This is a genomic window from Sebaldella termitidis ATCC 33386, assembly GCF_000024405.1.
GTDB lineage: Bacteria > Fusobacteriota > Fusobacteriia > Fusobacteriales > Leptotrichiaceae > Sebaldella > Sebaldella termitidis.
In genome coordinates this window covers 2,925,944-2,949,613 of the sequence record NC_013517.1, presented here as the reverse complement: position 1 = coordinate 2,949,613, position 23,670 = coordinate 2,925,944, and the positions used below count along the sequence as shown (strand labels likewise).

At 33.5% G+C, this 23,670-nt stretch carries 17 protein-coding genes; 13 read left to right on the top strand and 4 right to left on the bottom strand.

Annotation, left to right across the window (positions count from 1 at the left end; translation table 11 throughout):
* Positions 1–1,332: an FAD-dependent oxidoreductase gene (locus STERM_RS13565; protein WP_012862199.1), complete on the top strand. Its 1,332-nt coding sequence runs from the start codon at positions 1–3 to the stop codon at positions 1,330–1,332.
* A gap of 180 nt (positions 1,333–1,512) precedes the next feature.
* Positions 1,513–1,941 carry a hypothetical protein gene (locus tag STERM_RS21345; protein ID WP_012862198.1) on the top strand — a complete coding sequence of 143 codons (429 nt, stop codon included), beginning with the start codon at positions 1,513–1,515 and terminating at the stop codon, positions 1,939–1,941.
* A gap of 91 nt (positions 1,942–2,032) precedes the next feature.
* Here the strand turns inward: STERM_RS21345 and STERM_RS13555 are convergent, their stop codons facing one another.
* Together STERM_RS13555 and STERM_RS13550 are read right to left on the bottom strand one after the other, a co-directional pair.
* Positions 2,033–3,163, bottom strand: coding sequence for an SIS domain-containing protein (locus tag STERM_RS13555; RefSeq protein WP_012862197.1), 1,131 nt, complete (start codon positions 3,161–3,163; stop codon positions 2,033–2,035).
* Positions 3,164–3,208: 45 nt separating this feature from the next.
* Positions 3,209–3,946: a GntR family transcriptional regulator gene (locus STERM_RS13550; protein WP_012862196.1), complete on the bottom strand. Its 738-nt coding sequence runs from the start codon at positions 3,944–3,946 to the stop codon at positions 3,209–3,211.
* A 217-nt stretch (positions 3,947–4,163) separates the two neighbouring features.
* On the opposite strand from STERM_RS13550, the gene STERM_RS13545 reads away from it, so the two are divergent.
* The 9 genes from STERM_RS13545 (at position 4,164) to STERM_RS13505 (ending at position 18,989) form a co-directional block, all read left to right on the top strand.
* Positions 4,164–4,451 carry a putative quinol monooxygenase gene (locus tag STERM_RS13545; protein ID WP_012862195.1) on the top strand — a complete coding sequence of 96 codons (288 nt, stop codon included), beginning with the start codon at positions 4,164–4,166 and terminating at the stop codon, positions 4,449–4,451.
* 169 nt (positions 4,452–4,620) lie between these two features.
* Positions 4,621–5,193, top strand: coding sequence for a xanthine phosphoribosyltransferase (locus tag STERM_RS13540; protein WP_012862194.1), 573 nt, complete (start codon positions 4,621–4,623; stop codon positions 5,191–5,193).
* A 312-nt stretch (positions 5,194–5,505) separates the two neighbouring features.
* A complete protein-coding gene (locus STERM_RS13535; protein WP_012862193.1) occupies positions 5,506–7,473 on the top strand; it encodes a BglG family transcription antiterminator in 1,968 nt (655 codons plus the stop codon).
* A gap of 114 nt (positions 7,474–7,587) precedes the next feature.
* Complete coding sequence (locus STERM_RS13530; protein WP_012862192.1) at positions 7,588–8,043, top strand: PTS sugar transporter subunit IIA; 456 nt, start codon at positions 7,588–7,590, stop codon at positions 8,041–8,043.
* A gap of 32 nt (positions 8,044–8,075) precedes the next feature.
* Complete coding sequence (locus STERM_RS13525; protein WP_012862191.1) at positions 8,076–8,387, top strand: PTS fructose transporter subunit IIB; 312 nt, start codon at positions 8,076–8,078, stop codon at positions 8,385–8,387.
* A 12-nt stretch (positions 8,388–8,399) separates the two neighbouring features.
* The gene (locus tag STERM_RS13520) at positions 8,400–9,488 is read left to right on the top strand and encodes a PTS fructose transporter subunit IIC (protein ID WP_012862190.1); all 1,089 of its coding nucleotides are present in this window, start codon (positions 8,400–8,402) and stop codon (positions 9,486–9,488) included.
* An 11-nt stretch (positions 9,489–9,499) separates the two neighbouring features.
* Positions 9,500–10,381 carry a class II fructose-bisphosphate aldolase gene (locus STERM_RS13515; protein ID WP_012862189.1) on the top strand — a complete coding sequence of 294 codons (882 nt, stop codon included), beginning with the start codon at positions 9,500–9,502 and terminating at the stop codon, positions 10,379–10,381.
* 29 nt (positions 10,382–10,410) lie between these two features.
* Positions 10,411–11,274, top strand: coding sequence for a ketose-bisphosphate aldolase (locus STERM_RS13510; RefSeq protein WP_012862188.1), 864 nt, complete (start codon positions 10,411–10,413; stop codon positions 11,272–11,274).
* A gap of 821 nt (positions 11,275–12,095) precedes the next feature.
* Positions 12,096–18,989 carry an autotransporter domain-containing protein gene (locus tag STERM_RS13505; protein ID WP_012862187.1) on the top strand — a complete coding sequence of 2,298 codons (6,894 nt, stop codon included), beginning with the start codon at positions 12,096–12,098 and terminating at the stop codon, positions 18,987–18,989.
* A gap of 68 nt (positions 18,990–19,057) precedes the next feature.
* Here STERM_RS13505 and hflX read toward each other — a convergent pair whose 3' ends face one another.
* Positions 19,058–20,317 (bottom strand): GTPase HflX, encoded by a 1,260-nt coding sequence (hflX, locus tag STERM_RS13500; RefSeq protein ID WP_012862186.1) that lies wholly within the window; start codon positions 20,315–20,317, stop codon positions 19,058–19,060.
* A gap of 524 nt (positions 20,318–20,841) precedes the next feature.
* On the opposite strand from hflX, the gene STERM_RS13495 reads away from it, so the two are divergent.
* The gene (locus STERM_RS13495; RefSeq protein ID WP_012862185.1) at positions 20,842–21,375 is read left to right on the top strand and encodes a hypothetical protein; all 534 of its coding nucleotides are present in this window, start codon (positions 20,842–20,844) and stop codon (positions 21,373–21,375) included.
* 124 nt (positions 21,376–21,499) lie between these two features.
* Positions 21,500–22,258, top strand: coding sequence for an alpha/beta fold hydrolase (locus STERM_RS13490; protein ID WP_012862184.1), 759 nt, complete (start codon positions 21,500–21,502; stop codon positions 22,256–22,258).
* A gap of 33 nt (positions 22,259–22,291) precedes the next feature.
* Here STERM_RS13490 and fabV read toward each other — a convergent pair whose 3' ends face one another.
* Positions 22,292–23,485, bottom strand: coding sequence for an enoyl-ACP reductase FabV (gene fabV, locus STERM_RS13485; protein WP_012862183.1), 1,194 nt, complete (start codon positions 23,483–23,485; stop codon positions 22,292–22,294).
* Between the last annotated feature and the right edge of the window lie 185 nt (positions 23,486–23,670).

Sequence of the window (23,670 nt, the reverse complement as noted above, 5' to 3'; positions counted from 1 at the left end):
ATGAAAATAATAGTAGTAGGATGTACACATGCAGGAACAGCTGCAATATTAAATGCTAAAAGAATAAACCCTGATGCAGACATAACCGTATTTGAAAGAAACGACAATATATCATTTTTATCTTGCGGAATTGCATTATATGTGGGTGGAGTGGTAAAAGACCCTCAGGGATTGTTTTACTGTTCACCTGAAAAATTGAAAGAATTAAATGTAAATACAAAAATGAAACATGATGTTGTCAGTATAGATATAAAAGGAAAGAAAGCTGTAGTGAAAAATCTGGATACAGGACTGGAGTTTGAAGAGACTTTTGATAAACTGATAATTACTTCTGGTTCTTGGCCTATTATTCCAAGAATTGAAGGAATAGACATGGATAATATCTTACTTTCTAAAAATTTTAATCATTCAAATGAGATTATCGAAACAGCTAAAAACTCAAAAAAAGTAGTGGTAGTGGGAGCTGGATATATAGGTGTGGAGCTGGTTGAAGCATTCAGAGAGGAAGGAAAAGAAGTAGTACTTATAGATGCAGAGGACAGAATTCTAAGTAAATATCTGGATAAAGATTTTACTGATGTAGCTGAAAAAACTTTCAGAGAACACGGAATAACAGTAGCAGTATCTGAAAAGGTAATGAAATTCGAAGGTGAAAACGGAACTGTAAAAAGAGTAATTACTGATAAAAATACATATGAAGCTGATATGGTAATTATGAGTGTAGGTTTCAGACCGAATACTGATATATTCAAGGGACAGCTTGATATGCTTCCAAATGGTGCGATAAAAGTAGATGAATATATGAGAACAAGTGATAAAGATGTAATGGCTGCCGGAGACTGCTGTTCAGTTTATTATAATCCGACAAGAGAATATATGTATATCCCTCTTGCTACAAATGCAGTAAGAATGGGAACACTTGCAGCAATTAATCTTGAAGGCGATAAAATAAAGCATCCGGGAACACAGGGAACTTCAGGAATAAAAATATATGAAAATAATATGGCATCTACAGGAATTACAGAAGAAGAGGCTAAGAAAAAAGGAATAGATGTGGATATAGTTTATGCTGTAGATAATTACAGACCGGAATTTATGCCTACATATGAGAAAGTAACATTAAAGGTTGTTTTTGAAAAGGAATCAAGAAGAATAATAGGAGCACAGCTGAATTCAAAAGCTGATCTGACTCAGTCAATAAATACAATATCTGTATGCATACAGAATAATATGACTATTGATGAACTGGCATTTATAGATTTCTTCTTCCAGCCGCATTTTAACAAGCCTTGGAATTTCCTAAATCTTGCAGGTCTGAATGCATTAAAGTAAAACTGAATATAAATAAAAATAATAAATGAAAACCGGATTTTATATAAAAACTAATTCGGTTTTTTATTTTAGGCAATAATTTTAAAGTGAGTATGATATATTTATTTTTTGAAAAATTGACATATGTAAATAAACATGTTAAATTTAATAGCAAAATAAAAATTACTACAGGAGGGAAAAATGAATTTTATTATGGTTATTGGTATAATTATTATGGCAGCGGCAATCATATGGGGAATTTATTCTCTGATAATAAAAAAATGGTCATGGAAAAAAAGAATAATTTTTTTATTAATAGCTTTTATAGGGGCAGGAATAGTGCAGTATGGAGATAATGTGAGAAAAATGACATTTACTAAAGAAGAACTTGCTTTTATGCAGGAAAATAAAAAGTTTTCTTCTTTTACTGACGGGGATATTGAATTATATTACAGATCTCTGATGACTTTTCAAAACTCAAAACCAGAGACATATGAAAAATATTACAATCAGTTTTTGGAATGGAAGACAGATCAGTTCATGGAAATGAATAAACACAGAGAGCTTTCAAGGGAAGAAGCTAAGGGATTCGTAGAAAAAGATATGAAAAGCCGAAGAAAATCAAAATAATCTATAAATTAAGTATGATATAAACTTTAGATAATATAAAAAATCAGAACCGTATTTCTGTTTTTACAGAAGGTTCTGATTTTTATATTATTTATTTTTTTTCATAAGGATAGATCTTAACACCATGAACGACTCTGCTTACTTCTCCGGTAGGGCAGGGATCGTCAGGATTAAAGCCGAGGCTTTCAGATTTGGTATATGCAAAGAGCTGTGCGAAATATATATAAATAAAAGCATTAATTATCTCTGGATACCCTGCAAGTGTAGAGTTATTAAATGAAATATAGTAAACTACATTTGATTCTATTTCTTTGTCGTGTTTTACATCAAGGGCAGCAAGATATTTTTTGCTTTTTTCGTCATGCATCTGCTTAATCAGGTCAATTTCATACTTTCTTGTGTAATCACAGTTTGACATAAGATTTATTACTAAAGTTTTTTCATTAACTATTGATTTTGGTCCATGTCTGAAGCTAAGCGGTGAATTATAGAAAACGTTCAACTTACCGCCTGTGAGTTCAAGACATTTTAGTGTTGCTTCTTCGGAAAGAGCTCTGAGTGTTCCGCTTCCCAAATATACGATCCGTTCTATATCCAGACCGATGAGTTCTTTTATATATTTTTCAAAGTTTGTCTCCTGATTTTCTATTTCTTTTATTGTATTTTCTATCATAGTTCTTAATTCCGAGCCGTCAATGTTTCCGAAAATGTAAAGTCCGCTTAAAAGCATGCATGTAAAGCTGCTTGTCATAGCAAATCCTTTATCATTGGAAGCTTTAGGAGTATACCATACATAAGTTTTTTTCTTACCTTTGGAATTTTGTGAAAGAGCTCCTTCTTCACTGCATGTAATAACAAAGTGGGCTATATCGTCTACAAGCTGATCTGCAAGATCCACAGCTGCAAGACTTTCAGGACTGTTACCTGATCTTGCAAAAGAAACAAGCATAATTTTATCATCTTTTTTCAAATAAGTTTCCGGATTTTCCACTATATCTGTAGTGGCAACAGATCGGAAATTATCTTTTACATTAGGCAAGAGAGTATTTCCTACAAATTCTGAAGTTCCGGCACCTGTAAAAATAATTTTTCTTTCATCTGCATTTACTGATTTTAAAAAGTCTCTGATCTCCCCGTTTTTCTGGCTAAGAGAATCAAGCAGCTCAATCCATAATTTTTTTTGCTGTTTGATTTCTTTGATTGTTTCATATTTTAATTCCATGGCTTCCTCCTAAAAATTTTTTGATAAGATAAAATAATAAATGTTTTAAAAATGTCTTCTGTTATTGTCCAGAGTTACTTCAAACTGAAATCTGTCACCCCTTATAATGCCTACTGTGTATTCAATAACTCTTTCACTTTCGTATGTTGTTCTTTCCAGTTTTATGCAGGGAATATTCTGTGTGAGCAAAAGCTTTTTAGCTGTATCTCTGCCGGGATAAGCAACTGAAAATTTCTCTACTGCTTTTTCAAAAGTTACATTGTACTCGTTTATAAAAACTGTATACATAGGATTTTTGACAAAGTCATTTTTTGTAAGTCTTGGAAATCTTGACAGGGGTAAATATGTTTTTTCAATCATAATTGGAACCTCATCCGCCAGTCTTATCCGTTCAAGACAGTAAATTTTGCTTTCATCCTGAATATTCAGCTTTTTAGCTGTTTCTTTATCTGCGGTAGTGATTTTGAAGGATTTAATTATAGAGGAAGGTGTTTTACCGAGCTTTTTCATTTCTTCCGTAAAACTGTAAAATTCAAGAAGGTTTTGTTTCATCATTTTAGGTGAAACATATGTTCCTTTACCCTGAATTCTGTAAAGATATCCTGTCTGCTCAAGATGCTTCACAGCTTCGCGTACTGTAGATCTGCTTACTTTATATCTTTCACAGTATTCTCTTTCAGAAGGAATTTTTTCATCTTCTTTTAGATTATTATTTTTTATTTCCTCTGTAATTTTTTCTGCCAGCTGATGATAAAGAGGCAGCTTAGAATTTTTCAATTTCATACTTTTCCTTTTCTGCCAAAATTACGGCATATATTTTGTTAAAATTGTAAGGTTGTCCGTACCAATTTATTATCGCCTATTTTTTGTTTTTTGTCAATCAGAATATTTTTTTATTTATGAATACTATGAAAATAACAGATATTACGAAAAGAAAATAAGATTTTTGGACAAAATATATAATTTATATGCTATACTAGAAAAAAAAGGAGGTCAGAAAATGGTAGTAGTAACAGCAAAAATGTTTTTTAATCAGGGGAAATTAAAAGAAGCAGAAAACATTTTAAAGGAACTGATAGAAAAAACAAATCAGGAAGACGGCTGTATAGAATACAAGTCATATTTGAGCAACAGTTCTTCAGATGAAATAGTAATAATTGAAAAATGGGAGTCACAGGCACATCTTGATGCGCATATGAAAACTAAGCATTTTACTGAACTTTTACCTAAAATAGGTGAAATGTGTTCAAAAAAAACGGAAATATCTGTTTATAGTCCATTAATTTAAATTTAGCAGTCCTCCTGAAATAACGGGGACTTTTTTATTTAAGATAAACTTATTTTCTTATATGGTTATTTTATTTTTGTAAAATAAAAAATTATTTTCTAAGATTTTACACAAAAAATTTATTTATTATGTTATAATAAATGAAATAAATTTTTATTGGGAGGATATAATGCAATTACTAGAAGATAAGATATTATCAGAAGGAAGGGTTTTACCGGGGTCTATTCTGAAGGTAGATTCATTTTTGAATCATCAGATTGATGTAGAGCTTATGGCTAAAGTAGGAGAAGAATTCGCAAGGTATTTTAAGGATAAAAATATTACCAGAGTAGTAACGGTAGAATCCTCGGGAATAGCACCCGCAGTATTTACAGCACTTCATATGGGTGTACCGGTTGTTTTTGCCAGAAAAAAACTGTCTTTGACATTAAATGACGGACTGGTTACTACAGAGGTAAATTCTTATACCAAAGGAGAGAAAAATACTATAGCTGTTTCAAGGGACTATATAAAGCCTGAAGATAACATACTGATTATTGATGATTTTCTAGCTAAAGGGGAAGTAATTAGAGGACTTATAGATATTACAAAACAGATCGGTGCAAATATAGCGGGAGTAGGTATCGTTATAGAAAAGGCGTTTCAAAACGGCCGTAAATATGTAGAAGAGGAAAATATACCGATATTGTCACTGGTAAGGATAGAATCACTCGAAGATAATAAAATAAAGCTTTTAAAATAAATTTATATTGTAATGAAAAAACCATTTCATAATAAAATAATTTATAAAATATCGGATAGAATTATAAAATCTGTTTATTTTATCAGTTCATTTTGTTTTGAAATGGTTTTTTATTTTACATAAAATTATAAAACAGGAAATTTTTATTGGAAGTTTTTCTTTTGAACAGTGCGTTAAAACTCACTTTTTATATTGTTTATGAAAGACTAAAGTATAAAAAGTCTGTATACTTGTGGACAGCAGTTAGTATTTTCTATTAGGGAAAATAGTGTTAACATTTAGTATATAAAAAAGTCAGGAGGTGAAGTCTGAATGCATTCGTTATTATCAAGACAGAAAGAGATTATTATATATCTCATGGATAAGGGAGATTATATTCCCGTAAAAAATATAGCAGAAAATATAAGAGTTTCAGAAAAAACTGTTTACAGGGAGCTGAAAGCAATAGAAGAATATCTGAAGAGCAGGTATATTTTTCTGGAAAAGCGGCCCGGTACAGGAATAAAGCTTAATATAACAAAAGAACAGAAAATGAAGCTGAATTTTGAGCTTCATGCAGGAAAAGAAAATAAAAATGATTACATGTCAACAGAATACAGGAGACAAAAGATACTTACCGAATTTTTGAGCAATTCGCCAAAAGCCTATTCCATACAACAGCTGTCGGAAAAATATTACATAAGCAGGGCATCCATAGTTAATGATCTGAAATACATAGAAGACAGAATAAAGCAATATGATCTGCGTCTGGAAAGAAATAAAAACGGAACTATGCTTACAGGTTCGGAAATGAACATAAGAAAAGCTATTCTGGGCATAATAAATGAGCTCATGACTGCGAATCATGAAAATAAAAACGGGTTAAGGGAATCAAGGCTTAATGATGAAAATCTGTATGAGCTTTTTGGGCAGTTTGGCAGAGAAGAAGTGGAAGCTGTTGCCAAGATACTTAAAGATACAGAGCAGAAGCTGAATTATACAATGGGGGAAATATATTACATAAATATGATAACACATATACTGATACTGATAAAGAGGCTTAGGAACGGAAATATTCTTTATGAAAATAAAATGAGGAGGGATATTAGAAAAACAGATAAGAGAATATATACAATATCACAGGAAATGTCCGGGAAAATAACAGAAACTTTCAAAATAGAAGTACCGGAAGAGGAAACTTATTTTATATATCAGTATCTAATTTCCTCGGGAATGGAAATTATCAATGCAGGTACTGACACAAGCGAACTTCTGCTTGATACCAGTCCTGTAATAATGGAAATAGCAGAAGAGATAATAAGAAAGATATCAGAAATAGTGGATTTTAAGCTAACGCCGGATAAACAGCTGTATGAAAGTCTTATTCTACATCTTAAAGCTATGATGAACAGATTGAAATATAATATCAGTATAAAGAATCCCATTTTGGAAGATATAAAAAAAGAATTTTCCGCGATTTACGGATTGGTTGGGCTTGTAACATTGGATACACTGGAAAAATACAATATAAGAGCAATCAGTCCTGATGAAATAGGGTATCTTACTTTTTATTTTCAAGCAGCAGTAGAACAGAATATGAAGCAGAAAAGAGTACTGGTGGTATGTTCCAGCGGAGTAGGTTCATCACATTTATTAAGAGGACGTATAAGGCATTCCTTTCCTGAATGGGATATTGCAGATGTAATATCTACAGGACGTCTTAAGGCAGGATATGATCTCAAGGATATAGATCTCATAATTTCTACTATAAATATTTCGGGGATAGACATGCCTATAGCATATGTAACGGCATTATTTAATGAGGCTGATGTGCGGAATGTAACTGAAATATATCTGAAAAATGCTTTAAAGAGCAAAAATACTGCTTTTTCATTTAAGGGGATAAAGAAATTTTTGAATAAAAGATATATTCAAATAGAAAATGAAATTTTTTCTGAAAAAACAAATGTAAAAAAATTAATAAAAAAAATAATAAATGAAAATTATCTTGAAATAAGAAACGCAAAGGAATATATTTCGGAAATACATATTAATGAAAGTTTTTCCGTGTATCTTATAAAAAAAGACATAGTAACTAAAACATGTGTGGGTTTCAGAATAAAAAGCAGTGCTGCTGGGGAATACAAAGCAGATATAATAATCGGGGTTAAGGATAATGATGAAATACACAGACAGCTGTTAAGAGAGATATTTGAACTCTATAATAACAAGGAACTGCTGAAAAAAATCTGTTTTTGCAGAAATACCAATGAAATCAGCGAATTAATAAATTTGAATTAGTATTTGAACCGGCTATACTCGGGAAATATAATTGAATGCAGTATAAGAAGTATTTTTCAGATGAAAAGAAAACACATAAAGTTTTTATATATTAAAGTATTGGAAAGGACATATATGGATATAACAAAAGTAATTAACGAAAAAACTATCGATTTAAATCTGAAAGGAAAAAATAAGGATGAGGTTCTTAGTGAATTAACAGATATGCTTTTTAATGAGAATATTATCAGTTCAAAAGAAGGCTTTTTGAAAGATGTATATTTAAGGGAAGCAGAGGGACAGACAGGACTGGGGAATTATATAGCCATTCCGCACGGAAAATCAGACAGTGTATTAAAGACTTCACTTGCAATAGGGCGGACAAAGGAAAGTATAGAATGGGAGACTCTGGATGGAAAACCGGTAAAATGTATAATTTTATTTGCGGTAAGATCTATGGATAAAACTACAACACACATAAAACTGCTTTCTCAGGTAGCGGAAGCACTGGCTGATGATGATATTACGGAAAAGCTTCTGACTAAGGAAAATCCGAAAGAAATAATGGAGTTATTCAGGGAAAAAAAATAAAACGGTAATCAAAAAGAATAGGGAGGAAAATTATGAAAATAGTAGGAATAGCTGCATGTACATCAGGAATAGCACATACTTATATTGCAAAAGAAAAATTGATACGTGCAGCGCAAGAGGCGGGACATGAAGTTCACATTGAAACACAGGGTACTATTGGAACGGAAGATGAATTGACAAGTCAGGATATCGCAGCTGCGGATATTGTGATTATTGCTGCTGATATCGCAGTGTCAGGAAAAGAACGTTTTAAAGGAAAGAAAACAATTGAAATTCCAACTAGTGTTTGTATTAAATCATCAAAACAATTAATTAAAAAAATTGAAGACGAATTAGGAAAATAAAGGAGGAAAAATATGAAGAATATAGGTCAAGAGTTGAAAAAACATGCATTAACTGCCATATCGTATATGCTTCCGCTTGTAGTTGCATCAGGGCTTCTTATTGCTATTGGTAATTTAATGGGTGGGGAAGTTGTTACAGATATAGAAAAAATGACGATTCCCAGCGCATTAACATCACTTGGAGTATTTGGAATGGGGTTACTGCCTTCATTCATCTCAGGTTATATTGCATATAGTATTGCTGATCGTCCTGGAATAGCACCCGGGTTTTTGATGGGGCAAATTGCTTCATTTCTTGGTGCCGGATTCTTAGGTGGGATGATCGGAGGATATTTTGTTGGATATATTGCATTAGCTATTAAAAAATATTTGAAAGTTCCAGCATGGGCACAGGCATTAATGCCGATGATGATTATTCCGACGTTATCTGCTATTATCGGCGGACTGCTGATGTATTTTGTAGTCGGAACGCCAATTGTATGGATTACAAACGGATTAACAAACTTTATTGTCGGGCTTGACAGTTCAGCTAAAATTTTATACGGATTTATTATAGGCGGATTAGGCTGTATAGATTACGGAGGTCCTATTAGTAAAGTTCCGAATTTAATTTGTGACGGACTATTATTAGAAGGTATTACTGAGCCGGAAGCAATTAAAGTACTGGCAGCTATGGTTCCGCCATTAGGAGTAGCGTTATCTCTTGTTCTTTCCAGAGTTTTGAAAAAAAATATTTATAAAAACACAGAGGTTGAAAATATTAAAGTAGCATTTCCAATGGGATTATGTATGATTTCTGAAGGAGTCATACCAATAGCCATGAATGATTTACTTAGAACTGTTTTCTGTACTTCAATCGGGTGCGGAGTAACAGGTGCGATTAGTTTTTCATTAGGAGTAGGAAGCAAGGTGCCGTCTGGCGGAATATTTGTTATCCCGGCTATGAGCAATCCGTTAGGAGCGGTTATCGCTTTATTAAGCGGTACAGTAGTAACAGCAGTTTTACTTGTTATTGTAAAGAAAAGAGTAAATCCAGAAGATGAAGTTATCTCTGATGATGAAAAAGAAGTAGATTTGTCAAATATCGTTATTAGCGGATAGGAGCGATAAAAATGTATGTTTCAATGAAAGAAATGCTTAATAATGCCAATAAAAATAATTATGCAGTACTGGCTGTGAACTGCTTTAATATGGAAACTGTAAGAGCTGCGGTAAAAGCAGCAGAAGAAAAAAGAGCACCGATAATCATAAATATAGTGCAGGATCATTTTCAGGAACATGCGAAGGCTGAATTAATTGCACCAATAACAAAAGAACTGGTGAAAAATAAAAATGTTCCTGTAGCATTAAATCTAGATCATGGAAAAGATTATGATTCCTGTGTTTATGCACTTAGGCATGGTTTTACTTCTCTGATGATAGATGCAAGCAGCAAACCGTTTGCAGAAAATATAGAAATTACCGGAGAAGTAGTACGGCTTGCCAGAGCAGCGGGTCTTAGCGTGGAGGGGGAGTTAGGTCATATCGGTTCAGGAGGCTCATATAACAGTGAAAACCAGAAAGAGCTTTATACTGATCCGGATGAAACAAAAGAGTTTTTTGAAAAAACCGGGATAGATGCTTTGGCAGTTTCCTGCGGAACAGCTCACGGTCTTTATAAGGAAGGAGTAGTTCCCGAGATTAATTTTGAGCTTATTAAGAAAATAAAAAATATTACCGGAAAGCCGCTGGTTTTACACGGAGGAAGCGGTGCAGACGGAGAAGCACTTAGAAAAGTAGTTTCCTGCGGGATTAATAAAATTAACGTAGGAGCAGATATATTCAAAGCGGGAAGTAAGAAAATATATGAGGAGTTAATGAAGGATTCTGAAGCTAACTTATTTGAACTGATGATAAAAATGGAAGAAGCATGTAAGGAAGAGATAATAAGATATCTTGCATTTTCAGGCTCAGAGGGATGGGCAGAAGAAATAATAAAAGAAGCAATTTTTTAAATAAATAAAAAAAACAAGGAGATGAAAATATGTTACTAACAATGAAAGAATTACTGGAGACAGCACAAAAAAACAAATTTGCAGTGGGGGCATTTAATGTGGCAGACAGCACATTTTTGAGAGCAGTAGTGGAAGAAGCGGAAAGAGCAAAAGCTCCTGCAATAATAGCAATTCATCCCACAGAGCTTGAATTCGTAACTGATGAGTTTATTTCATATGCAAAACACAGAGCATATGTGAGCAATGTACCTCTTGTGATACATTTGGACCACGGAGGGAATATGAATGAAATAGTAAGAGCGATAAAATGTGGTTTTACATCTGTAATGATAGATGGTTCTACACTGCCGTATGAGGAAAATGTAAGTATTACTAAAAAGGTAGTGGAAATAGCTCATGCAGCAGGAGTTTCTGTAGAAGGAGAATTGGGAACTATAGGACAGACAGGAAATTCAGTAGAAGGCGGAGTTAGTGAGATTACATATACAGATCCTGAACAGGCTAAGGATTTTGTAACAAGAACCGGGGTAGATACTCTGGCAGTAGCAATAGGAACAGCACACGGAATATATCCTAAAGATGTAAAGCCGGAATTGCAGCTGGATATCCTGAAGAAAATAAGAGAGGCAACAGATATTCCTTTGGTACTGCACGGCGGATCTGCTAATCCTGACAGTGAAATAGCAGAATCAGTAAGACTTGGAGTAAGTAAGATAAACATTTCAAGTGATATGAAGTTTGCATATTTCAAAAAAGCAAGGGAAATACTGAGCACTACAGAATTATGGGATCCAAATGTAATATATCCTGAATGTATAACAGAGGCTCAAAAAGTCATAAATCATAAGATGAAACTATTTTCTTCTATAGGAAAAGCAGAGCTTTACAGATAGAAAAAATCTGGAAATAAAGGATTTTGGATTGTAGGATATCATCAAAAAAGAAAGATTACAGCTTCTTACATGTGATGTTTGCTAATCCTAATGTGAAAAAATAGATTTATAAAATATGACTAAAAAATTCCGATTTCTGATAAAAATATTAGAAACCGGAATTTTTAATGTATTTAATATTTTGAACTGTTAATATATATTAAAATGTTATTATTTAAATGGTTAATTGGATTTATATTTTTAATTTTATAAAATATATAATAAAGAACAAAATGAAGAAAATCTTTTCTTTATTATTTTATTTAAGTAAAAAATATCTGATATATAAAGTTTATTTATTAAATAACTAAAATATATAATTTAAAGTATTCAAGTTATATTATATTTTATAAAAAAATTGTAACAATTCTATTTTTATAATAGTTGACATTTTGTGGAAAAAAGCTATAATTAATTGTCAGGTATTTAAAAAATAAAATATATTAAGAAGGTGATAGAAAATTATAAATTTTTTTTAAAAGATAAACGAAAATTCAGTAATTAGACTATATTTTTTTAAAAATGAAAAATTAATCCCATTAAATTATTTAATGATAATTTAGAAATATGGTAATAAAGAAGTACAGCTGCTCTGACAAAAAAAGAATATCACAGAATAAACAGCATAAAAAGTATGTGAAATTCTGAGAAAATAAAAATATTTGAATTTTATATTTATTATAAATAGAATAAAAAAATTTTGGAAGGAGAGGACAGATAAAAAAACTACCAAATCATCAAAATAGTAAGATTAATATGAAAGAAAGTTTCAGGAGGAATATATGAAAAAAAATGAAAAAATATTATTATCCTTTTTAGCCTTGAATGCAGTAATGTCTGTGAATGTCAGTGCTGCAGAAAGCAAGCTTACAGCTAAGTATGACAGGCTTTATGAAAGTATGATAAAGAATATAAAAAGCGGAAAATCTAATGATAAAGCGTATCAGTTACTGGAAAGAACTATGAATCAAAGAAATAAGGAATTAAAAGATCTGTATCTGCAAAGCGATTTTGTAATAAAACCGGAATATCTTGAATGGCAGATATTTTTCAGCGGTTTTTATGCAGAACAAAACAGAGGGGACAATACTCTGGAAAATGCCGAGTTTTATTCCAAGCCAAAAACACACAGCAGTGTAATAAAGCAGAATCAGGAAGCCTATGACAGATTGGAAGCTGAATTAAGAAATACCGGACTTCTTTCAGCTGGACAGCTGACAGGAATAATGGGCGGATATTACAATATAATAAATGAATTAAGAGTGGAAGATCAGGAAATAATAAGAAATATACTGGATAACGGACTAAAATATATTACTAAAACAGAGGGATTCAAAAGTTATCAAAGTCCGCAGGTACCGAAAGAAATCGATCTCGGAATAAATATAACACCTAAAGTAATAAATAGAAATCCTTTAAACCCTGCACCGTCAGTACCGGCAGAGCCGAATATAAAACTGCCTGATTTTACGCCGGATGTACCAGTGGCACCTGCAGTACCCGCACTTACAATAAAGGCATTTAATCCGGTAAGCCCGATAATAAATGCTCCGGTTTTATTTACTCCGCCAAGCTTGACCTATACTGCCGGAGGATTTGGACAGACAAATCAGACTATTTCTCAAAATGAGGGTAATCAAGGATTTATGCTTGGAAATTATGAGACTATTAATGCAACTACTCCGATAATAATTAGTGCATCCAATGGAAATACATCATATACTGGAAGTATGAATGTAGATGGAAGTATTAATCCTATGGGAAGTTACGGAGGCGCTGTTGTAACGGGAACTTTAAACGGAGGCTCTTATAACAGTATAATGAATGCATTTTACAGTATGGTTGGGAACTTTGATACAACTATGACAGGTGATTATACGGTAACTAACACAAGATCAGACGGAAGAACTACAATATTTATAAGCTATAATCCGTATGAAGTAAATACAACAGCTAAAACTGTTAAATTTGACGGGAAAGTTACTCTTAATAACTCAATGAACGGCGGACAGAATGTACTTGTCGGGGTGGAACACCAGCTTTTAGGATGTAATATCGGGGGGAGCTTTTCTTGTAGTGGAAATATAGGGAATGCACCGTCAATATTTGAAAATGCAGTCGGAAGTCAGATAATATTAAACAGCGGAATAAATATGATTGGTATAATGATTGACTCAGAAGGAACACAGCTTACACAGCGTTCGGAAACAATAAATAACGGAGAAATAATAATAGGAACCGGGGCCAGTCAAAGTATAGGAATAGATTTTGGTCAGTATCAATCTTCATTAAGTCAGACATCACCTGCAGATCCTTATGTTCTTTTGAGAAGCGGAAATGTTATAATGAATGGTTCAAATAGTTATGGATTAAGAGTGGGAAATATGTTTGCCGGTTATAGTAACTATTATCAAAATGCTGAAATTGATGCTTCAAATGGTATAATTCAGGTAAACGGGACTGAAAATGTAGGAGTATCATTATCAAAACAAATAACAAAAGCTGCATCAGATCCAATAGGAAATATAGCTAATCTGAGAGTTAAGCTGGACGGGGATAAAGGAGTAGGAATATTAAGAAACAGGGATTACGATGTAAATAATACAAATGACATAACCTTAAATAATACAAATTTACAAGATATTATATTAGGAGATAATGCCACTAACAGTATTTTGATAAGAAGTGATAAATACGGTATCGTTTTGGATAAAGCAGTAACAGTGGATAATACCAGTGCTGTTAATACCGCATTTAATAATATAGTTATGGTGGCAAATGATTTTAACAGTCTTGGTTCAAAAGCTACTTTCGTAAAAAATGCTTCAACCATTACATTAGGAAGCAATCTAAGCAAAGTTACCGGGCTTTTGTCAATAAACGGCGGTTATGCTTTAAATGATAATACAATTATTGTAAATAGTATAGAATCGCAAGGAATGGCTGTTTTTGGAATAAATGAAGGAACAGTAGCAACTGGTGAAAATAAAGGAACTATTAAAGTACTTGGAGAAAGTTCTGTCGGGGCTTACAATGAAGGAAATTTTGAAATGGCAGGAGGAACAATAGATGTATCCGGTAACAAAGGGATAGGTGTTTATGCTAAGAATAACCTGGCTTCAACAACAATATCGGGCGGAACAATAATATCATCAAACGGCGGAATAGGGCTGTATGCTGATGATAAAGGAAATTTAGGCAACGGTGCTACGATAAATCTTACAGGCACTGCCAAACTTGAAGTAAATAACGGCGGTCTTATGCTTTACAACTATTCTGGAACAAGCGGAAATCCCGTAGGAAAATTTAATATGGGAGCTTTAATAAATGCTGATATAAATACCGGGGGAACTGCTTTTTACTTTAAGGGGATACCTACAGGAATTAACTCTTTTCTGACTGATATGATAATCGGTTTAGGATCATTAAACATAAAGCTTACAAGTTCTGATTCGAGTCTGTTTGTTCTTGATAATCCGGGAGGGGTAATAAATTTAAGTGATGCTACTTCATCTGGAATAATAGGAAGTCTTCCGTCGAATGTTACTATAGATCCTTCAAGTAATCCTAATTATAAACCGTATTCGGTGTTTAAAGGGGCCTTAAATATAGATCTGAATGTAGATATTGATAATAATACTGATGCGTATAACAGATCTGAATTTTTATCTTCAAAAGTAACATTACAGAGCGGAAAAACAATGACAAGTGCTTTAACTGGTAAATATGGAATAGGACAGGAAAACTACGCAGGAACTTTAAACAGGAATGAAGTTTTAATAGTTATAGATAACGGCGGTGTTATTAATATGACCGGTTCAGCCTCGGCAGGAGTAATAGCAAATTACGGGGAAGTTATAAATAACGGTCTTATTTCTACGACCGGCGCAGATTCAATAGGAATAGTATCATATAACGGATCACTTGTACAAAATAACAACACTATAACAATAGGCGGAGGCGGAACAGGAATTTATGCTGAAAATAAAACAAACTCCGGTTATGGTAACGGAAAAATAGAAATTGAAAATAATGGTTTAATAAATGCAATTGCTGCGTCAGGCAGCAGAAGCTACGGAATATTTGCCAATAACACTGAGCCGATGCTTACGAGAACTGATTCCACAGTAAAACTGTTTTCAAATTCTAATATTGACATGTCAGGACAAACAGGCGGAGTAGGAATAAGCGCTAAAAAGTCAACAGTGACAAATGATGGTAAAGTAACAGTAGGAAAAGACGGAATAGCATTTTATACAGAAGACAGTGAAGTAACAATAAACGGTGGGGAAATTAATCTAAAAGGTGACGGTGCAGTAGGTTTCTACATGACAAATAGTATTTTGAACGGAAATTCCGGGACAATAAACATTGACGGAAAAAATATCGTACTGTTTAATATGTTAAATTCAACATTTACAAACAACCTGACAATAAATGCAACGGCAGATTCATCTTATATTATAGGAAATATCAGCAATACAGCCTATACTTATACAGGTACCCAGAGTTTGGGGGCAGGAAGCACGCTTATTAACGGAATTAACTCTGCTGTTTTATTAGACTCGGCATCAAATGTAAGTTCTGCAGGGACAGGAGTGGTTGCTCTTTTAGTTAACGGGCAGTATACTGGAGGATTTGTGCCTCCATATACAGTGGAAGGTGAAAATAACGGGATAATAAATCTTGGAAATGACTCAGCTGCTATATATGGTAAAAATGGTGCAAGACTTTTGAATTCAGGTATTATTAACATAGGTGATTCTTCTGTGGGGCTTTATGCACTGGATTCAGGGGCAAAGACTGAGAATACCGGAGTAATGAATATAGGAAAAAATTCTACTGGATTATATTTAAAAGGCGGACTGGATATAATAAACAATAATACAATAACAGGAACTGCTTCCGGTTCAATAGGAATGTATACGGATAATAATACAGGAATTGTAGAAAATAATCATATCATAGACTTGTCCGGTGATAAGGTAATCGGGATATATTCAGTAAACGGAACACAGAACATAACAAATAACGGTATGATAAAAATTGGTAATTCCGGAAGCACTGATGATCCGGGAATAGGAATATATACAAAAAGTCTTACAGATACTGTAGTAAATAACGGAACTGTGGAAGTAGGGGCAAAAGCTCTGGGAATATACAGTCTGGGAACTTCTGTAAATCATAACGGAATAATAAAAGTAGGAGATGAAGGAACAGGTATATACAAGGAACAGGGAATACTTAATATAAATAACGGAGCACAGATTCAGGTAGGGAATTATGAAGCTGTGGGCTTATATGCGGTAAATAATACTGCTGTAAATATTAATCCGACAGCGGTTATGGGAATAGGTGCAGGAAGCTACGGAGTAATTCTGGAAAGCGGATCAGCGTTATGGAATCAGGCTGCAATTACACTGTCTGATAACAGTATATTCACATATGGGAACGGAGCTGGCTCAATAACAAATGACGGTCAAATAAATATGACAGGATCGGATAATACGGTTTTTTATATGATAAAGGGAGGAAATATCTTTAATAATGCCAATATTACAGGTACTGCCGGAACTGGAAATATAGGAATATACAACAGAGGAATCTATGCCGTGGAAGAGCTTCAGGGAGACCTGATGAAGCTGGAAGGACTTTTGACTGAAGGAATAATAATAAATGATGCTGATATTACACTGGGAGATTCAAAGCTGATAGATCAGGGTAACGGGCAGAAAACAGGATATTCTGTCGGTATATATGCTGAAGGTACAACAGTGGAAAATAAAGCAGGAAGAACTATTACTGTAGGAGAAGACGGTGTAGGTATGTACGTAAAAGATGCATTTACTACATCATATAACTACGGTACGATAATAGGAAACGGCAACAGAGCTATAGGGATATTTGCAGATAATACAAGAGTAGAAAACCATGGTAAGATAATCATGACAGGTGACGATGTAATAGGAATGGCAGGAAGAAACGGAGCCCATATTTATAATGCAGCAGGCGGGGAAATACATGTTACAGGTAAAAATGTAACCGGAATATATCTTGCCGGAGGAACAACAACTGTAGAGAATCTTGGGAAAATAGTCATAACTAATACAGGAGGTGCTGACGAAAACGGTGTAGGAATACGTTATACTTCTGACTTTAATACTGCTAACATCATAGGCGGACCGGGTAATATAAGCGGAACAGGTTATGCAGAAACAGGATTTACTTCAAAGAGCTACGAACTTCCTGAATTACCTACACTAATAAACTCGGGAGAAATAACAATTGATGTGGGAGATAAGTTCTCATATGAAAATCTGAAAGTAATAGTAAAAGTAGACCCTTCTACGAATACAGCAACTACAAGTGCATCAAGCCAGGTAGGATTCGGCGGAAGCACAATACCTGAAAAGCTTGAAATAACACCTGATTTTTCACAGGGAACTTCTGCTGACAGATATGTATTGCAGAATATATTCAGAGGACTCGACGGAAAAGGGCAGTATATAAGTCAGTCATTAACATGGGATGCCACAGGACAGGGTTCTGATATAGTGATGACAAGAATATCATATGAAAAATTTACTGATGGTCTGTGGTATGAAGATTTTGGAAGAACTCTTAATAAAAAGTATGCCGGACAAACAGGTGACGGACTGAAAGTATTTGATAAAATAGATATGATCCAGTCAGAGCCGGAATTCAGACATGCTATGGCGAGTCTGGCAGGAAACGTATATGCCAATATAAATCAGAGAGAGGCTGATATAGCTTCAATTTTATCAAATTCTCATGATTTTCTGCAAAATTCTGAAAATAATACAAAAGAAAATGTAAAGATAAATATAATAGCAGGAAGAGGAAGAACAAATGAAGATACAGACGGAGTTGTTCCTTATGACTATACGACTGCGGGAGTACTGGCTTTGAGAGAAGTGGAGAGAACTTACAGACACACTTTCGGATATTCACTAGGGTATCTGCATACAGGCTTTGAATTTAAGGATGATAACAAAAGTGAAGAGTGGGTAGATACAATTCAGCTTGGACTGCATAATAAATATGAGGCAAGCGGATGGAAGCTGAGAAATGATCTTACAGGAAGAATGAGTTTCCACAATATTGACAGAAATATTGACTGGCCTTCACCTGTAGGAAGATCAGAAATGAACGGAACATATGAAACATATTCAGTAACTTTGGATAATATCATAGGAAAAGAGATTCCTGTTGGTAAGAAGGTAAGTATAACGCCATATGGAGCATTTAAAGCAATGTATGTAACAAGACCTACATTTAGTGAAAGCGGACTTGAAAGACTGGAGGTAGAAGGCAGTGATGCATGGAGTGCCAAGCCGAGAGCGGGTGTAGAATTCAAAGCAGCAGTGCCTTTAGGATCAAAAACTGCATGGGAATTAAAAGGAGCTCTTGATCTTGCATATGAATATGAACTGGCAGGATTGAACGAAAGAGAGTATGCAAAGCTTATTGCAGTGGAGGACGGATATCATAAGCTTTCAAAACCGGAAGAGGAAAAAGGAACTTTCAGGGCGAGAGCTTCTGTAGGGGTAGAAGTAACAGACAGATATGGTATTTTCGTTACCGGCGAATACGGGATAGGAAATAAAGATCAGGACGACTACAGAGCCGGGCTGACTCTTAAAGCAATATTTTAGAATAAAGGATAAACAGAAAAAAACTAAAAAATATGCGGTGTATTGGATTTTTCCAGTACACCGCAGTTTTAGTCATTAATAATATAATTTTTGTATTTTTCAATATCGCTTTTACGACATTCGGCAGTAATTTTTGTTCCGTTTTCTTCATGCTTTATATCAAGAACAGAAGCATTTTCATTAAAATGAGATACTATCTCTCCTTTGTTATAAGGAATTAGAAATACAGCCTTTTCATAATCCTGAAAAATTTTATCGTAGATCTTTTCAAGGAGTAAATCCAGTCCGATATCATTTTTAGCTGAAATATAAATAGAATCTCCGTCATCGGCCGGAATTTCTTTTTCTGTAAGGTCTGCTTTGTTATAAACATATATAACGGGAATATCTTTTACACCCACTTCAGCAAGAGTGGAATCAGTAGTCTGCATCATATTTTTGTAATGAATGCTGGAATAATCCACCACATGAATAAGAAGATCAGCCTCACGTACTTCCTCAAGCGTAGAACGAAAAGCTTTTATCAGATGATGAGGCAGATTGCTGACAAATCCCACTGTATCCGTAAGAAGAAATTTCTTTCTGTCCGGAAGTGTAATATTTCTTACACTGGTCTCAAGAGTAGCGAAAAGCATATCTTTCTCAAATACCTCTTTACTTTCCCCTTTATTGAATTTATTTACAAATTTATTCATAATAGTAGATTTTCCGGCATTAGTATATCCTACAAGCGAAACAACAGAGATTTGATTTTTTTTACGCTGTTTTCGCTGGATATCTCTTTCTTTAATTACATTTTCCAGTTCTTTGTTAAGAAGCTGTATACGATGCTTTATAGTTCTGTAATTAATTTCCAGTTTTGTTTCTCCGGCACCACGATTGGAAGTACCGGAAGCACCGCTTTGCTGATCCAGCTTTTCATCACGGCTGGTACGCATTCTGGGAAGCTCATACTGAAGTCTCGCAATTTCTACCTGAAGCTTTGCTTCTTTTGTTTTTGCACGTTTATAAAAAATATCCAGAATAAGCTGTGTCCTGTCTATAACCTCTATATCAAGAAATTCTTCGAGATTTCTGATCTGATAAGGGGAAAGCTCATCATTGAAGATGACCATATCAACATCCGTTTCGGCAATGATTTTTTTTAATTCTTCAATTTTCCCGCTTCCAAGATAATGTCCTGCGTGTATTTTATCAAGATTTTGTACAAGTCTTTCTGAGACATTGATATTATTGGCATAAACAAGATTCTCCAGTTCATCCATCATATAATCAAAATCTTTTTGGTTATTTATCTTTATTCCTACAATAATTGCTTTTTTTGTCATATATTCCTCCTGAGATTTTTTACAAAAACCAGTTTCTCATTTACTAATCCGCCTAAAAAACGGAAAACATCCGACAGTGCTGATCTTTTTTACTGCAATAAAAAAAGACAGTCAGTAACTATCTAAATATTTATAAAATAAATTGTACGCTATAAAACAGGAGCGCAAATCATTCGCCGAAATTCGGATAGACTAATTCACCTCTGAGAAAACAGAGCTTTTGCATATTTAATTGTTTAATCATTTTGCATTCTTAAGTCTATAATCCACATTGCGAACAATCCTCCAATCTTTTTTATATCAATATAATAATAACATACATTCACGTTAAATGCAATTTAAAATATAAGTGACTATTTTTCATAATATATAGGACAAAATAACAAAATTTAATATTTGAGGCTTTACAAAAAAATAATAATATGGTAATTTATCTATTGTAGAGAAAAAAATATCGTTGATCAAACAGGAAGCAATTATTGATATTTCTCTCGTAAAATATTTATGAATTCTAGGAGGAAAAAATGAAAAAGTTTATTTTAGCAGTTTTATTTACTTTAAGTGCTTTGGTTTATTCAGAAGATATCAGACTGTCAGATATGTACAACAATAAAGGACCATGGTCTGTTGTAATAGCAGAAAGCAGAAGTACATCAGGAGCTACAGTTGTACTTGTTGGGAATCCTTATAAGGAAATAAGAACCGTAGATATAGATAATCCAAGCGGTGATATGTATTTTTATAAAGATCTGACATTTTTGAAATCTGACGGCGGAGAGCTTGATTTCATCAGGGTAGAATTACCGAAAGACAGTGTAAAACCTTCTGTGACAACTTACAGCAGCTTAAAAGAAATATATAAAAACTGGGAAAGAATGGCTTTAGTAAGTAAGAGCAACAATGGGGACGATGAAGTAATAGGAATATTCAATAAAAAAGCATATAAAGACATAAAAGTATTTAATAAAGGAAATAACACAATAGTTAAATATTTTGATGTTTATTTTATCTTTGATAAAGGCGACTGTGAATTTAAAGATGCTACAGCGTGGAACTAATTAAGATAAGATATAAAAAGATGTTCTCTGAAAAAAAGAGAACATTTTTTTAAAAAAGTGTGATTTTGAGTTATTTAATATTACAGATATAATAAAAATCAAATAAAAAATAACAGGAGGGAAGATGCCTTATTTCAAATATAAAAATAAGAATATATATTATGAAGAAAGAGGAAACGGCAGTATTCCGGTAGTATTTCTTCATGGAAATACTGCTTCATCTAAAATGTTTTCTGAAATTACAGGTTTTTATGAAAAAGATTTTAAAATATTTATGATAGATTTTTTAGGACACGGGAAATCAGACAGAATGTCAGAAATTCCGGATAATATATGGTATGAGGAAGCATTGCAGACAGTAGAATTTTTGAAAAATATTAATACAGGAAAAGCAAATATAATAGGAACAAGCGGTGGAGCCTTAGTAGGAATAAACTGTGCATTATTATCCCATGAAAGAATAAACAGAGTGATCGCAGACAGCTTTGAGGGTGAGTATGCTTTGGATATTATAGCAGAAACCATAGATAATGAAAGAGAAAACTCTAAGTCAGACAATAATATGGTGCGTTTTTGGAAAGAAAATCACGGTAAGGACTGGGAAGCTGTGGTAGATATGGACACTAAGGCTATAATAAAACACTATAAAAATGTGAAGAATTTTTTTCCGGGGAAATTATCAGAATTAAAAGTTCCTGTATTGCTTACCGGAAGCCTCGAAGATGAATATGCAGAGTATATTTCTTTTGAAGAAAACTACAAAAAAATGCTGGAAAAATTACCGGATGGAAAGATGTACTTATTTAAAAAAGGCGGACATCCGGCATTTATTACAGCAGGGAATGAGTTTTTTCAAACAGCAAAAGAATTTTTTACAAAATAAAAAAACAGACTTTTTCAGGTCTGCTTTTTATTTTTATATCTTTTTTGCGGCTAATTCGTCTAAATCTAAATCCTGATCATAATCAACATTATCAAAATCAAAACCATTTAAATTCATAAACTCTTCTCTGACACCGGCATAATCAGTAAGCTCTTTGAAATTCTCAGGTGTAACTTTATCCCAGAGACTTTCTACGGCGCTCTGAACATCTTCTCTCATTTCCCAGTTATCAGGTCTTAGTCTTCTGTCAGAATCCAGTTCTTTATGATCTCCGTAAATCATATCTTTTAGTAATCTGTGTTTTTGCTCTATAGTACCTTCATGTATTCCTTTTTCTTTCATTATTTTATACAGCAAAGCGGCATAAAGAGGAAATACAGGTATAACGGCACTTGCTCTTGTCATAAGTGCTTTACTCAATGAAACATAAGCTTCACCATGATATTTTTTCCCGAGATAATCGTTTAATTCGTTCGATGTTCTTTCCAAGTCTCTTTTAGCAGCTCCGATAGTACCTTCTTTATAAATACCGTAAGTAACTTTTGGTCCTAAGTATGAATATGCGACAGTTTTGAAGCCTTCAGTAAGGACATCAGCTTTATCAAGAGCTTCTATCCAAAGCTTCCAGTCTTCACCGCCCATTACTTTTACTGTACTTATTAATTCTTCTTCTGTAGCAACTTCCATTTTTCCGTTTTCGATATTTTCTTTTTCCAGATTTATTGTAGGACCTTCTATTTCGTTAGTAGTAGATTTTAATGCAGATCTGTATGTGATTCCAGTTTTAGGATCAGTTCTGACACCGCTTGCAAGACTATATATAAGCAGGTCGATTTTCCCGCCAAATTCCTTTTTTATATATTCTATTACATTTTCTTTTATTTCGTCTGAAAAAGCATCACCCATGAAATTTTTAGCAATTAATCCTTCTTTACGAGCCTCTTCGGTAAAAGCCACCGTATTCCACCAACCGGCAGTCCCCACTCTTTTTCCTTCCACACCTTTTTCAAATGCTACCCCAATAGTATCAGCACCAGCTCCGAAAGCTAAAGATATTCTGCTTGCCAGACCGTAGCCTGAAGAAGAACCGATTATTAAAACTTTCTTAGGTCCGCTATATTTATCTGATTTTTTTACATAGTCTATCTGTCTTTTAACGAATTCTTCACATCCTGCCGGATGGGCAGTAAGTGCAAGACTCCCCTTTAATCTTGGCTTGATAACCATTGTTAACCTCCTAAAAACTTTAATACTTTATAAAGTATACAATATTAGATAAAATATTACAAGTATAAATCAAAGAAAATGCTTAAATATTTTCAGCAGTTCGGGAAATAATGCCAAAAGCCTATAAAAATGTATACAGCACAAATAAAACATAATATAAGGTAATATGTTAAGTTTATAAAAAA